The sequence below is a fragment of the Methylosinus sp. DMC45 genome (assembly GCF_056313885.1).
In genome coordinates, this window is the sequence record NZ_JBQUZK010000056.1 from 64,177 (window position 1) to 76,243 (window position 12,067).

A 12,067-nucleotide genomic window follows, 5' to 3' on the forward strand; every position below is an offset into this window, starting at 1 on the left:
GCCTCGCTGCGATGCGGCGCCCCGTCGCCGGATATTCGAGGAGCCGTCCGCGGCTCCTCTTCGTCGACTCGAATTGAAGCGAATCGATCCGCGGTCGGCGCGTCACCAGTCGGCTTCCTGACGGAAGTTGCAGCGAGATTGGGGGGCCTCGCGCAGGCCGAGAACAACGCCGCCAAGGCGTGACGAACAGACCGAAAGGAAATCGAATATGGCTTCGATACTGGATAAGATTCTGGGCGCCCTCTTTCCGAAGGCCGGCTCCAGCTCCTCGACCCCCAAGCTGCTGGTCGGCGAATCGCTCGTCGGCGAAGGCAATGAGGTCGCGCACATCGACCTGCTGATCGGACCGCGCGGCAGCTCCGCCGAGACGGCATTCGCCAATGCGCTCGTCAACAATAAGGACGGCTTCACCACCCTGCTCGCGGTGGTCGCGCCCAACCTTCTGGTCAAGCCCTACACCATCCTCTTCAACAAGGTGACGATCAAGAACGCCAAGCAGGCGGTTCAGATGTTCGGCCCGGCGCAATATGGCGTCGCCAAGGCCGTCGCCGACAGCGTCGCCGAGGGGATCATCCCGATCGAGCAGGCCGACGACCTCTTCATCTCGGTCGGCGTGTTCATTCATTGGGAAGCCAATGACGATCAGAAGATCCAGGACTTCAACTATCGCGCCACGAAGGAAGCCATCGCCCGCGCGCTGAAGGGCGATCCGAGCGCCTCGCGCGTCCTCTCCGAGCGCGTGACCGCCAAGCACCCCTTCGCCGCCGCCGACTGAGGCGCGGACGATATTTCGATAAATCAAAGAGGAGCCGCCGCCCGCGGCTCCTCTTTCTGTTTCAGCGGCGCGGCTCTCCCTCTCCCCGCGAGCGGGCAGAGGGAAGCGACGACGCCGCGCGAAGCGATCAGACGAGCGCATCACATGGCGCGACGCAGCTCCTGCGCCGACAGCCGCCCGTCATGCAGCGCCGAGGCGACGAGAACGCCAGCGACGCCGATGCGCGTCAACGCCTCGAGATCGCGCGCATCGCGCAGCCCGCCGGCGGCGTAGATTTCCCGACCCGGCGCGCGGCGCGCCAGCGAGGACAAAAGCGCGACATCCGGCCCCGCGAAGGCGCCGACGCGCGCCAGAGTCATGGCGATGAGTCGCGGCGGCCAGAGCCGTGGATCGTCGAGCAGCCCAGGCGGCCCGAGAAATTCATCGCCGCGAAAATCCAGCGAGAGAATAGCGCGCGCGTCATGCGAGAGATCGGGGACGACATGCTGCGCGAGACTCTCGCTGCCGATGACGGGAAAGAGATTGGCGAGCCTGAAGGCTCGCGGTCCAGACGCCGCAATGGACCGCGAGCCTTCAGGCTCGCTTTCGGCGCCCTTATCGACCCAGAAGCCGATTTGCGGAAAGCTCTTCGCCAGCGCCTCGATCGCCGCGCCATGATCGCCACATCGCTCGATCGCGTCGAGATCGGCGATATAGATCGTGTCGAAAGCAAAGAGCCGCAGAAATCCCGCGACGATGGCCTCCGGCGCGCTGCCGACGGCGAGCGGCGTGACGATCGGCGCATAGGAATCGCGCTCGCCCCGAAAGGCGCGCACGACATGGCCGCCTTTGAGGTCGATGACCGGGATGATCCGCATGGGGACGCGTTATAGGGGATAAGCCGCCCCCGCGCGACGGCGGCGGCGCGCCATGAGCCGACCTTCCTGCGCCTCTCCATATGGAAGCTTATGCGCATGAGGGTTGACACCTCATGCATTCCGAATATCGGCGCCGTGCTGCGCCGCTAGAGCCTGAACCACCTCTACCCAATCGAGTTCTTCCCCTGCAGTTCGCGGCGCGTTGCAGAATACGTCGGTAGCAAAACGGAATTGGGTTGACGGATCGCCCCAGACGCGGACCCCGGAAACGATCTTTTTGAGCTTTTTCACCGGGTGGCGGCAGTCAATGATCAAAAACGCATCGCCGCGTCGGACCGCCGTCATGTCAGAAAACTTTATCGGCTCAGAAAGGTGCGCATGCCACAAGGCGTCACCCGTGATCACGAGGTGAGGACCCGAGATAGGTGACGCCAAATCCAGGTAAGCATTCTTGCGCCACAAAGACCACGCTCCCTGAAGCGCTAGTGTAACTATAAATATATCGAAGCCTATTGGGAAATAGCAATCCGAACCATAACGATGACCGTTCTTGGCGGGACACCAGCCCTCCGCCCGATATATCGAAATCTCCCAAAAGATGAACGCTAGAAACGCGATCACAAATATCAAAATAAGCGGCACCAGTCCCCAGCTGGCTTGCTGAATGCGGTGTTCGACCGGCAGCTCGACACGCCTTTTCGGGAGAACAATCGTCGGGTCCCAGGAACCCCAACGATCTTTGACGGGCAAGCCCGGCAACTCGACAAAATCGCGCCCGGATTCGGGTGTTTCAGTTTTTTCCAATGCGCCGCCGTTACTGGCTCTGTCAAATAGGGCTTTTTTGTTCCAAGAACTGATACCGAAAAATCCAGCGTGACGCATTCGCTCATCCTAGACCGTTTTTCAGGCCGGCGGAACCGCTCGCGCCGTGAGTGCAAAATCAAAGCTTTCGCAAGCCTACACAACGCCTGACCAAAAGGGGTCGGAGCGTCCCGAGCCGCCCTCCTCCCCCCGCCGCCGCGAGGCGCCGGGCGCATCGGCGCGCCTTTGCGGCGCGCGGCGAAAAGGCGTAAACGAGGCCCGTCGCTCACAGCCGCAGATCGTCCCCCCCATGAAGACTTACCTTTCCGCCGCTCTGGCCCTCGCTCTCTCCTGCGCCTCCGCAGTGCATGCGCAGCCGCAGGCGGCGGGGCAGAGCGATTGGCCCTGCCGTCAGGTGAAGGTGCAGAGCGTCGCCGTCGCCGGCGTCTGGACCGGTCCCTCGCTCGAGGGCGCGAAGGCCTGGCGCGAGGAGTCCGCGCTCGCCGATCTCGTCGCCCGCGTCAGCGCGCGGCGCACGCCGCTGGAGACCGCGCAAAAGCTCGTCTCCGACTTCGCCGCAGCCGCCGGCGCCGAGCGCAAGGAGCGGCTGACGGCGCTATTTGCCGGCGTCTATGACACGCTCGAGGCCGAGCGCCGCGAGGTGCTCTCCGGGCTCGACCGCTATGGCGCCAAGCAGAAGCTGCTCGCCGAGCGGCTGCGCGAGGAGACGCAGGCGATGCGCGCCGAGCAGGACAAGCCGACGCAGGACGCGCAAAAGATCAAGGACGCCAGCGAGGCGCTGCAATGGGATCTGCGCATCTTCGACGAGCGCCGCCGCGCGCTCTCCTATGTCTGCGAGACGCCCGCGCTGATCGAGCAGCGGCTCGGCGCGCTGGCGCGCGTCATTGAGGCGGCGATCGATTAGATCGGCCCGCGGCCCCTCCCCCGCCTGCGCGGGAGAGGGAGCAAATTCGGCGCTTCATCTCGGTTTCGCGCCGCTCGGCGCCATGGAGAATTGCGATGCAGGATCATAGAGCCGGGGCTTCGCATCATCTCGTTTTCGCCGAGCGCTACGCCGCCGGCAAGGAGCGGCGGCGCTTCGTCGCGCGCGAAAGCCTCGCGGATTTCTCGCCCGTCGAGCGCGACCCCACCGCGATTCTGGCCGCCACGGACGAAGGGCGCGTCGCCTCGCTGCTGCCCATTCGCTATGAGCGCATGGCGCATTCGCCGTTCAGCTTTCTGCGCGGCGCCGCCTCCATCATGGCCGAGGATCTCGCCGCTCTGCCGACGCCGGGCCTCGCCGCGCAATCTTGCGGCGACTGCCATTTGATGAATTTCGGCGCGCTCTTGTCGTCGGAAGGCAATGTGCTCTTCGACATAAACGATTTCGACGAGACATTGCCCAATGTCGATTTCACCGTCGATCTGCGGCGCCTCTGCGCGAGCTTCGCCGTCGCGGCGCTGGACGCCGGCCGCTCCGAAAAGCGCGCGCGCCAGGCGGCGGAAATCGCCGCGCGGGGCTATCGCCGGCATATGCGCGGCCTCTCGCATCTGTCGCCGCTGAAGGCGTGGCGCGACCGCATCGATCTCGTCCATGTCGCGGATGGGCTGGACGAGCGGCTCGCGCGCAAATTGCGCGGCCTCGTCGCAGCGACGCGGCCCGATCGCGAGGACGATAATTTCCCGCATCTCGACTCGACGCCGCTGGGCCTGCGCATAGAGGAGCGCCCGCCGCTCATCTATCACATCGGCAATGGCGGCTGCGACGCCACGCGTTTCGACATACCCGCGACCTTCGCGAGCTGCGGCGCGACGCTCAATCCAGAAGTGGTCGCGCTGCTGCGCCGCTATGCGCTGACGGATACGGCTTTCAAGGTCGTCGGCATCGGCAGCGTCGGCACATTCTGCGCCATCGGTCTCTTCGCCACCGCGGATAACGAGCCCTTGTTCCTGCAATTGAAGGAGGCGCGCCCCTCCGTGCTGGCGCGGCTCGCGCCGGAGGCCGCAGCGCAATGGAAGGACGCCGAGGGCAAGCGCGTCGTGCATGGCCAGCGCGTGATGCAGGCCTCCACCGATCTCTTCCTCGGCTGGGCCAAGGACGAATCGACGGGCCGGCATTTCTATGTGCGCCATTTGAAGAATCGCCGCCTCGGTTCGGTGGCGGAGCTCTTCGAAGAGCATGCGCTCGACGATTACGCCGCGCTCTGCGGCAGCGTGCTGGCGCGCGCCCATGCGCGCTCCGCCGATCCTGCGATCATCTGCGGCTATATGGGCAAGAGCGGCGCCTTCGACGACGCCATGGCGTCCTTCGCCATGCTCTACGCCGCGCGCAACACATGCGATCACGCGGAGTTTCTAGCCTGGCGCGCCAAGGCGAAAGACCAAACGGAAGGGAGCGACAAAGGCCGATGAGCGATTCGACACCGAAGCTGCGCGTCATCGTCGAGGATGGCGTCGCGCGCATCCTCATCGACAACGCCGAGCGCCGCAACGCCTTCGACTTCTCCATGTGGCGCGCCCTGCCCTCGCTGCTCGCCGCGCTCGACGCAGACGAGACCGTGCGCGTCATCGTGCTGACCGGCGCGCCGTCGCTGCCCTTCTGCTCGGGCGCCGATATTTCGGAATTCTCCACCGTGCGCGCGACGGCCGAGGGCGGCCGCGCCTATGAGCAGGCCAATGTCGAGGCCTTCGACGCGCTGTCGCGATCGAGCAAGCCGGTCGTTGCGGCGATCGCCGGCTTTTGCATGGGCGGCGGCATGGGGCTCGCAGCCGCTTGCGATCTGCGCATTGCAGCGGAGGCTTGCGTCTTCGGCATTCCGGCGGGACGGCTCGGCGTCGGCTATCCGCCGGAGGCGATGAGCTATGTCGTCGCCGCCGTCGGTCCGCAGAACGCCATGGATCTCTTCTTCACCGCGCGGCGCATCAACGCCGAGGACGCGCGCGCCGCGGGCTTCGTCTCGCGCGTGCTGCCGAAAGACGGATTCGACGCGGCGATCATGACGATCGCGCGCGGGATCGCCGCCAATGCGCCGCTCACGCTACGCGCCGCCAAGGCCGCGATAAGACGCGCGGCTGGCCTTCCTCATGCGCTCTCGGCGGAAGATTGCGAGAGGCTCGCCGCGGCCTGTTTCGACAGCGCCGATTATGCGGAAGGCCGCACGGCGTTTCTCGAGAAGCGCGAGCCGAAATTCAAAGGGCAATGACATGAGCGCGCCGCTCACGCTCGCCGATGTGGAAGCCGCAGCGACGCGCATCGCTCCTCATGTGGAGGCGACGCCATTGCTCACGGCGCCGCTGCTCGATGAGGAGATCGGCTTTCGCCTATTGGCGAAGGCCGAGAATTTGCAGCCGATCGGCGCCTTCAAGCTGCGCGGCGCCTTCAATCAGCTCTTGCAGCTGACGGAGGAGGAGCGGCGCCGCGGCGTCATCGCGGTTTCTTCCGGCAATCATGCGCAGGCCGTCGCCTTCGCCGCGCGCGCCCTGGGCGTTTCCGCGACGATCGTGATGCCGCGCGACGCGCCGCGCGTGAAGCTCGAGCGCACGAAGGCGCTGGGCGCGCGCGTCGAATTCTACGATCGGCTGAGCAATGATCGCGATGCGCTGACGCGCCGCCTCGCCGAGCAGGACGGCTTGCGCTTCATTCACCCTTACGACGATCCGCGCACCATCGCCGGACAGGGAACCATCGGCCTCGAGATATTCGCGCAGACGCGCGCGAAAGACATTGCGCCGGATGCGATCATCGCCTCCTGCAGCGGCGGCGGGCTCGCCTCCGGCATTGCGCTGACGCTGCAACTCTTCGAGCGCGCGCCGCAAATGTTCACGGCGGAGCCGGCGGGCTTCGACGATATGCGCCGCTCGCTCGAGACCGGCGAGCCGCAGGTCAACGCCGCGCTCACCGGCTCGATCTGCGACGCGCTGCTGGCGCCGACGCCCGGTCGCCACACGCTGCCCATTCTGCTCGCCTGCGGCGCGCGAGGGCTCGAGGCGAGCGATGCGCAGGTGGAAGCCGCGATGCGCGTCGCCGCCGAGCATTTCCGCATCGTGCTGGAGCCCGGCGGCGCGGCGGCGCTCGCCTGCGCGCTGATCGAGCGCGAGCGCTTCGCGGGAAAGACGGTGGTCGTCGTCGCGTCCGGCGGCAATGTCGATCGGAAAGATTTCGCGGCGATTCTCGAGCATTCGAGCTGAGCGAAGCGCCCTCTCCCTCATCCTCCCCCACTATCGCGGGAGAGGGAAGCGGCAAACGCTACGCGAAATCTCCATGAAACGCGCAATCAGCCCCCTCTCCCGCGCAGCGGGGAAGGGTTGGGGAGAGGGCGGCGCAGCCCTCACTTACGTCGTCGCAGGCCAGCAGCGCTCTTGCGCTCACCGCGCGCAGGCGTCGCAGAGACTTTCGCTTTCTCCGCCGGCGCGGCCTCCGCCAAAAATCCCTCGAGCGCGCGGGCGAGGCGGCGGAACGTCTCCTTGCGCGCGGAGGAGGCGCGAAAGACGAGGCCGATGCGGCGGAAGGGCGCCTCGCCCGAGAGCGGCCGCACCACGAGATCGAGCCCGCGCAATATTCCGGCGTCCAGCGCCATTTGCGGCAGCAGCGTCACGCCGAGCCCGTTGGCGACCATTTGCGCCAGCGTATGCAGGCTGGTGCCCTGGAAGGCCACATTGCGCCGCGCGCCCTCGAGCGCGCAGGCGGCGAGCGCATGATCGCGCAGGCAATGGCCCTCCTCCAGCAGCAAAAGATCCTCGGCCGCCATATCGTCATGGCCGACAGAGGCGAGACGGCTGAGCCTGTGGCCCGGCGGGCAGACGACGACGAAAGCGTCCTCGCCGAGATCGATCGTCTCCATGCCGCGCGAGGGATAGGGCAGCGCCAGCACGGCGGCGTCCAATTCGCCGGCGTCGAGGCGCGCCAGCAGAGGCTCGGTCTGCTCCTCGCGCAGATAGAGCTTCAGCTCTGGAAAGGCGGAGCGCAGCCGCGGCAGCACACGCGGAAACAGAAACGGGCCTATGGTCGGAATGACGCCGAGCCGCAGCGGCCCGGACATGGGCGCCTGGGCGGCGCGCGCCAGCTCGACGATATCCTGCGCCTCGCGGAGAAGCGTGCGCGCGCGCTCCGCCAATTCGCGGCCCACCGGCGTCGGCGAGACCTTGCGCTTGGTGCGCTCGAAGAGGCGCACGCCGAGCAATTGCTCGAGCTCCAATATTCCGGCGCTGAGCGTCGATTGGCCGACGAGGCAGACCTCGGCCGCGCGGCCGAAATGCCGCTCGTCCACGACGGCGACCAGAAAACGCAGCTGCCTGAGGGTGGGCAAAACCGCCATTCGCAGAGCATAATCGTTAAATTCGATTATTGAAGCCTGTTTTTTTCGCTTTTATCGATGGTGAAACCCCTCTAGGTTCCCGGGCGTCTTCCCCGAAGGCCCGCGGACCCACCCGCCTCCCCGCGCGCCTTCACTACTCGAGGAGAAAATCGAATGTCTCTCATCGGCTCCGAGATCAAGCCGTTCAAGGCGACCGCCTTCCACGCCGGCAAGTTCGTCGACGTCACCGAAGCCACGCTCAAGGGCAAGTGGTCGGTGTTCTTCTTCTATCCGGCCGACTTCACCTTCGTCTGCCCGACCGAGCTCGAGGACCTCGCCACCAACTACGCCGCCTTCAAGGCGATCGGCGTCGAGATCTACGGCGTCTCCACCGACACGCATTTCGCGCATAAGGCCTGGCACGACACCTCGCCGGCGATCGGCAAGATCGAGTATCCGCTGGTCGGCGATCCGACGCTGACGCTGAGCCGCAATTTCGACGTGCTGATCGAAGAGGCCGGCCTCGCCGACCGCGGCACTTTCGTCATCGATCCCGACGGCAAGATTCAGATCGTCGAGATCAACGCCGGCGGCGTCGGCCGCAACGCGCTCGAGCTGCTGCGCAAGGTCAAGGCGGCGCAGTATGTCGCGGCGCATCCGGGCGAGGTCTGCCCGGCCAAGTGGGAAGAGGGCCAGAAGACCCTCGCTCCCTCGCTCGACCTCGTCGGCAAGATCTGATTCGGCGAGATCTGATTTCGCATTACGTCTCCGGCCGGTTCGCCGGCCGGGGGCGCCTCGAGGCCGTCGAAAATTCCCCCGCCTCATCCCGAGGCGCTTTTTGCGGAACGCAAAAAGCCTCGAAGGATGCTCCAGCGCGCGCTGCGGCGCACCCTTCGAAACGCCCGCCGCGCGGGCTCCTCAGGGTGAGGGATTGTTCTCGAAAATCGGGAGTCGAAGATGCTGGACGCCGCTCTGAAAACACAGCTGCAGGCCTATTTCGCGCGCATCGTCACGCCCATCACGCTCCGCGCCTCGCTCGACGACAGCGAGAAATCCACAGAGCTCGCCGAGCTGCTGCAGGAGGTCGCGAGCATCTCGGACAATATCTCCTATGTGCGCAGCGACGATGATTCGCGCCGTCCCTCTTTCGCGATCGAGCGTCAGGGCGCCGATGTCGGCCTGCGCTTCGCCGCCATTCCGGGCGGTCACGAGTTCAACTCCTTCGTGCTGGCGCTGCTGCATGTCGGCGGCCATCCGCCGAAGGAGGACGAGGAGACTCTCGCGCGCATAAAGGCGCTCGACGGCGAGTATCGCTTCGAGACCTATTTCTCGCTCACCTGCCAGAACTGCCCCGAGGTGGTGCAGGCGCTCGACACGATGGCCGCGCTCAATCCGCGCGTGCGCCATGTCGCGATCGACGGCGGCCTCTTCCCCAAGGAGGTGGAGGAGCGCGGCATAATGGCCGTGCCCGCCGTCTATCTGAATGGCGAGCCCTTCCAGCACGGCCGCGCGACGCTGGAGCAGATTCTCGACAAGCTCGACGCCGGCGCCGGCGAGAAGAAGGCGGCCGCCATTTCCGCCAAGGAGCCCTTCGACGTGCTGGTGGTCGGCGGCGGCCCGGCGGGCGCGGCGGCGGCGATCTACGCCGCGCGCAAGGGCGTGCGCACCGGCATTGTCGCCGAGCGTTTCGGCGGCCAGGTGCAGGACACGGCGGGCATAGAGAACTTCATCTCGGTTCCGCATACGGAAGGCCCGCATATGGCCGCCGCGCTGGAGCGTCACGTCGCCGAATATTCCGTCGATGTGATGAATGGCCAGATCGCCTCTGCCTTGGTTCCGGCGGCGCAGGCCGGCGGTCTCGCGGAGCTGAAGCTCGCCAATGGCGCGACACTGAAATCGAAGACGATCATTCTGGCGCCGGGCGCGCGCTGGCGGCGCATCAATGTGCCGGGCGAGACGGAATATATGACCAAAGGCGTCGCCTATTGCCCGCATTGCGACGGGCCTCTGTTCAAAGGCAAGCGCGTGGCGGTGATCGGCGGCGGCAATTCCGGCGTGGAGGCGGCGATCGATCTCGCCGGCCTCGCCTCGCATGTCACCTTGCTCGAATTCGACGGCAAGCTGCGCGCCGATGGAATCTTGCAGGAGAAGCTGCGCTCGCTGCCCAATGTGACGATTCTCGTCTCGGCGCAGACGACGGAGATTCTCGGCGACGGCGCCAAGGTGACAGGCCTCGTCTATCGCGACCGCGAGAGCGAGGCGACGCGCACTGTCGAGCTGGAAGGCGTGTTCGTGCAGATCGGCCTGCTGCCCAACACGGAATGGCTGAATGGCGCGGTGACGCTCTCGCCCTATAAGGAGATCGAGATCGACCGCCGCTGCCACACATCCGCGCCGGGCGTGTTCGCGGCCGGCGACGCGACGACGGTTCCCTATAAGCAGATCGTCATCGCCATGGGCGAAGGCGCGACGGCGGCGCTGTCGGCCTTCGATCATCTGGTGAGAATGTGACGCGAGTTCGCTTCTCTGTTCGAGAGGCGTGAGCTGCGAAGCGATCCAGGGCGGCCCCTCGTCTCTGGATTGCTTCGCTTCGCTCGCAAAAGCGGCGCGCGGCCGTCAGATCTGCCCTTTGATCTCGATCAGCTCGACATCGAAGATGAGCGTGGCGTTGGGCGGAATAACGCCGCCGGCTCCGCGCGCGCCATAGCCCAGCTCCGGCGGAATGACCAGCGTGCGCTTGCCGCCGACCTTCATGCCGAGAATGCCCTGATCCCAGCCGGCGATCACCTGTCCGGCCGAGAGGCGGAACTCGAAGGGCTGGCCATGGTCCAGCGAGCTGTCGAATTTCTTGCCCTTGGCGCCATTCTGCGAAACCCAGCCGGTGTAATGCATCTTCAGCATCTGCCCCGGCTCGGCGCCGGAGCCCGTCCCGACCTTGGTGTCGGTGATCTTGATTCCGGTGGCGGTGGTGGTCGTCGCAGGGCTCTGCGCGAGCGCCGTGAGCGGCGCGGCGACGAGCGCTAATGCGGCGAGGACGGGCAGAGCGTGGAAACGGAATAGGGCGCGCATGTCGGATCCTTTGGGAATTGGGCGCGGCGAGCAGCCCTGCGCGCAGCGGCGAGGGCGGTCGAACGGCCCCCGCCGATCATCAGCCACAGGTCGGCCTTCGTGACCTTCGCGGGCGCCGCCGCGAGCCTGTCTGCCCGCGACGCAGACGGGTGTCAACCAGCGGCGAATGACGCGAGGCGAGGCTCGAGGGCGGGAAGGTTGCGCGGGTGGGATGGTGCTGCAAGAGAGGATTGAACTCTCGACCTCTCCCTTACCAAGGGAGTGCTCTACCACTGAGCTACTGCAGCGTCGGGCGGCCTTGTGCCACAGTGATCGCGACTGCGCAAGACATTCGCCGCTCCTATCCGCCGAGCGGAAGGAGGAAAATCGTCCAAAGGGGAGAAGTGGAGCGAATGGTGGGCGGCACAGGGATTGAACCTGTGACCCCTCCCGTGTGAAGGGAGTGCTCTCCCGCTGAGCTAGCCGCCCGAGGGCCTCACCGAGGCCGAACTGTTCTGTAAGAGACGACGGCGTCTCCCGTCAAGTGCATGCGGAGGCTTCCAGCGCGCCGAGCGAAGCCACGGCCTCCCATAATTCGTCGAAATGCGAGATCACCCGGTCGGGGCCGAAGGACGAGACCGGGGTTTCGGTATAGCCGAAATCCACCGCGACCACGGGCACGCCGGCATTTTTGGCCGTCGCTATGTCGGTCTGCGAATCGCCCACCATCACCGCCCGCGCCGCATGGCCGCCGGCTCTCTCGATCGTCAGCGTCAGCGCGCGCGCGTCGGGCTTGTGCGCAGGAAAAGTGTCGCGGCCGCAAATGGCGGCGAATCGCCCGGCGACGCCCAGGCGCTCCAGCAGCAGAACGGCCAGCTCCTCGGATTTATTGGTGCAGACGGCGAGCGCGAAGCCGGCCTCGGCGAATCGCTCCAGCGCCGCCTCCGCGCCGGGAAAGAGCCGCGTCTCGACGGCGATTCGCTCACGATAATGGGCGATGAAATCGGGAAACAGCGCCTCGACCCGCTCGGGCGAGAGCGGCGCGCCGGTGGCCGCGAAGCCGCGCTCGATCATCGCCCGCGCGCCGGCCCCGGCCAGCGTGCGCACGGCGGAGAGCGGCACGGGCGCGCGGCCGTCGCGCTCCAGCAGCACGCCCAAGGTGGCGATGAGATCGCCGGCGGTGTCGGCCAGCGTGCCGTCGAGATCGAAGACCAGAGTCGGCGCGCCGACCATTCGCTGCCCCCTTGCACCTATCCCCTTGCGCGCCGTCTCGCGATTGCCGCATCGGCGTG

At 66.3% G+C, this 12,067-nt stretch carries 12 protein-coding genes and 2 tRNA genes; 7 read left to right on the top strand and 7 right to left on the bottom strand.

Going from position 1 to position 12,067, the window contains the following annotated elements:
* Positions 1–208 precede the first annotated feature (208 nt).
* Positions 209–775, top strand: a complete 567-nt coding sequence (fae, locus tag ACT53T_RS19410) for a formaldehyde-activating enzyme (protein WP_018266693.1) — start codon at positions 209–211, stop codon at positions 773–775.
* Positions 776–915: 140 nt separating this feature from the next.
* Here the strand turns inward: fae and ACT53T_RS19415 are convergent, their stop codons facing one another.
* A complete protein-coding gene (locus ACT53T_RS19415; RefSeq protein WP_476162492.1) occupies positions 916–1,632 on the bottom strand; it encodes a HisA/HisF-related TIM barrel protein in 717 nt (238 codons plus the stop codon).
* A 111-nt stretch (positions 1,633–1,743) separates the two neighbouring features.
* Positions 1,744–2,514, bottom strand: coding sequence for a hypothetical protein (locus tag ACT53T_RS19420; protein WP_476162493.1), 771 nt, complete (start codon positions 2,512–2,514; stop codon positions 1,744–1,746).
* A 229-nt stretch (positions 2,515–2,743) separates the two neighbouring features.
* On the opposite strand from ACT53T_RS19420, the gene ACT53T_RS19425 reads away from it, so the two are divergent.
* The 4 genes from ACT53T_RS19425 to ACT53T_RS19440 all read left to right on the top strand — a co-directional run bounded on the left by ACT53T_RS19425 (position 2,744) and on the right by ACT53T_RS19440 (position 6,621).
* Positions 2,744–3,358 carry a hypothetical protein gene (locus ACT53T_RS19425; RefSeq protein WP_476162494.1) on the top strand — a complete coding sequence of 205 codons (615 nt, stop codon included), beginning with the start codon at positions 2,744–2,746 and terminating at the stop codon, positions 3,356–3,358.
* Between the two features lie 95 nt (positions 3,359–3,453).
* Positions 3,454–4,845 (top strand): DUF2252 domain-containing protein, encoded by a 1,392-nt coding sequence (locus ACT53T_RS19430; RefSeq protein ID WP_476162495.1) that lies wholly within the window; start codon positions 3,454–3,456, stop codon positions 4,843–4,845.
* Entirely contained in the window at positions 4,842–5,636 is a 795-nt protein-coding gene (locus tag ACT53T_RS19435; RefSeq protein WP_476162496.1) for an enoyl-CoA hydratase, read from the top strand. Before ACT53T_RS19430 ends, ACT53T_RS19435 begins: the two co-directional genes overlap by 4 nt.
* Before the next feature lies 1 nt (position 5,637).
* Positions 5,638–6,621: a threonine ammonia-lyase gene (locus ACT53T_RS19440; RefSeq protein ID WP_476162497.1), complete on the top strand. Its 984-nt coding sequence runs from the start codon at positions 5,638–5,640 to the stop codon at positions 6,619–6,621.
* 140 nt (positions 6,622–6,761) lie between these two features.
* Here the strand turns inward: ACT53T_RS19440 and ACT53T_RS19445 are convergent, their stop codons facing one another.
* A complete protein-coding gene (locus ACT53T_RS19445) occupies positions 6,762–7,748 on the bottom strand; it encodes a hydrogen peroxide-inducible genes activator (protein WP_476162498.1) in 987 nt (328 codons plus the stop codon).
* 153 nt (positions 7,749–7,901) lie between these two features.
* Here ACT53T_RS19445 and ahpC point away from each other — a divergent pair, with 153 nt between their 5' ends.
* Both ahpC and ahpF read left to right on the top strand, forming a co-directional pair.
* Positions 7,902–8,465 (top strand): alkyl hydroperoxide reductase subunit C, encoded by a 564-nt coding sequence (gene ahpC / locus ACT53T_RS19450; RefSeq protein WP_018266702.1) that lies wholly within the window; start codon positions 7,902–7,904, stop codon positions 8,463–8,465.
* Between the two features lie 219 nt (positions 8,466–8,684).
* The gene (ahpF, locus tag ACT53T_RS19455; RefSeq protein WP_476162499.1) at positions 8,685–10,238 is read left to right on the top strand and encodes an alkyl hydroperoxide reductase subunit F; all 1,554 of its coding nucleotides are present in this window, start codon (positions 8,685–8,687) and stop codon (positions 10,236–10,238) included.
* A 105-nt stretch (positions 10,239–10,343) separates the two neighbouring features.
* Here the strand turns inward: ahpF and ACT53T_RS19460 are convergent, their stop codons facing one another.
* The 4 genes from ACT53T_RS19460 to ACT53T_RS19475 all read right to left on the bottom strand — a co-directional run bounded on the left by ACT53T_RS19460 (position 10,344) and on the right by ACT53T_RS19475 (position 12,008).
* Positions 10,344–10,796, bottom strand: coding sequence for an FKBP-type peptidyl-prolyl cis-trans isomerase (locus ACT53T_RS19460; RefSeq protein WP_476162500.1), 453 nt, complete (start codon positions 10,794–10,796; stop codon positions 10,344–10,346).
* A gap of 212 nt (positions 10,797–11,008) precedes the next feature.
* Positions 11,009–11,083: transfer RNA gene (locus tag ACT53T_RS19465), tRNA-Thr, on the bottom strand.
* Between the two features lie 106 nt (positions 11,084–11,189).
* A tRNA-Val gene (locus tag ACT53T_RS19470) sits at positions 11,190–11,264 on the bottom strand.
* Between the two features lie 51 nt (positions 11,265–11,315).
* Complete coding sequence (locus ACT53T_RS19475) at positions 11,316–12,008, bottom strand: HAD-IA family hydrolase (protein ID WP_476162501.1); 693 nt, start codon at positions 12,006–12,008, stop codon at positions 11,316–11,318.
* Positions 12,009–12,067: the final 59 nt, after the last annotated feature.

Bases quoted from the DNA above. Each gene is read 5' to 3' on its own strand.
- ahpC (WP_018266702.1), top strand. From the start codon at position 7,902: ATGTCTCTCATCGGCTCCGAGATCAAGCCGTTCAAGGCGACCGCCTTC.
- ACT53T_RS19460 (WP_476162500.1), bottom strand. From the start codon at position 10,796: ATGCGCGCCCTATTCCGTTTCCACGCTCTGCCCGTCCTCGCCGCATTA.
- ACT53T_RS19420 (WP_476162493.1), bottom strand. From the start codon at position 2,514: ATGCGTCACGCTGGATTTTTCGGTATCAGTTCTTGGAACAAAAAAGCC.
- ACT53T_RS19445 (WP_476162498.1), bottom strand. From the start codon at position 7,748: ATGGCGGTTTTGCCCACCCTCAGGCAGCTGCGTTTTCTGGTCGCCGTC.
- ahpF (WP_476162499.1), top strand. From the start codon at position 8,685: ATGCTGGACGCCGCTCTGAAAACACAGCTGCAGGCCTATTTCGCGCGC.
- ACT53T_RS19440 (WP_476162497.1), top strand. From the start codon at position 5,638: ATGAGCGCGCCGCTCACGCTCGCCGATGTGGAAGCCGCAGCGACGCGC.
- ACT53T_RS19430 (WP_476162495.1), top strand. From the start codon at position 3,454: ATGCAGGATCATAGAGCCGGGGCTTCGCATCATCTCGTTTTCGCCGAG.
- ACT53T_RS19475 (WP_476162501.1), bottom strand. From the start codon at position 12,008: ATGGTCGGCGCGCCGACTCTGGTCTTCGATCTCGACGGCACGCTGGCC.
- ACT53T_RS19425 (WP_476162494.1), top strand. From the start codon at position 2,744: ATGAAGACTTACCTTTCCGCCGCTCTGGCCCTCGCTCTCTCCTGCGCC.
- fae (WP_018266693.1), top strand. From the start codon at position 209: ATGGCTTCGATACTGGATAAGATTCTGGGCGCCCTCTTTCCGAAGGCC.
- ACT53T_RS19435 (WP_476162496.1), top strand. From the start codon at position 4,842: ATGAGCGATTCGACACCGAAGCTGCGCGTCATCGTCGAGGATGGCGTC.
- ACT53T_RS19415 (WP_476162492.1), bottom strand. From the start codon at position 1,632: ATGCGGATCATCCCGGTCATCGACCTCAAAGGCGGCCATGTCGTGCGC.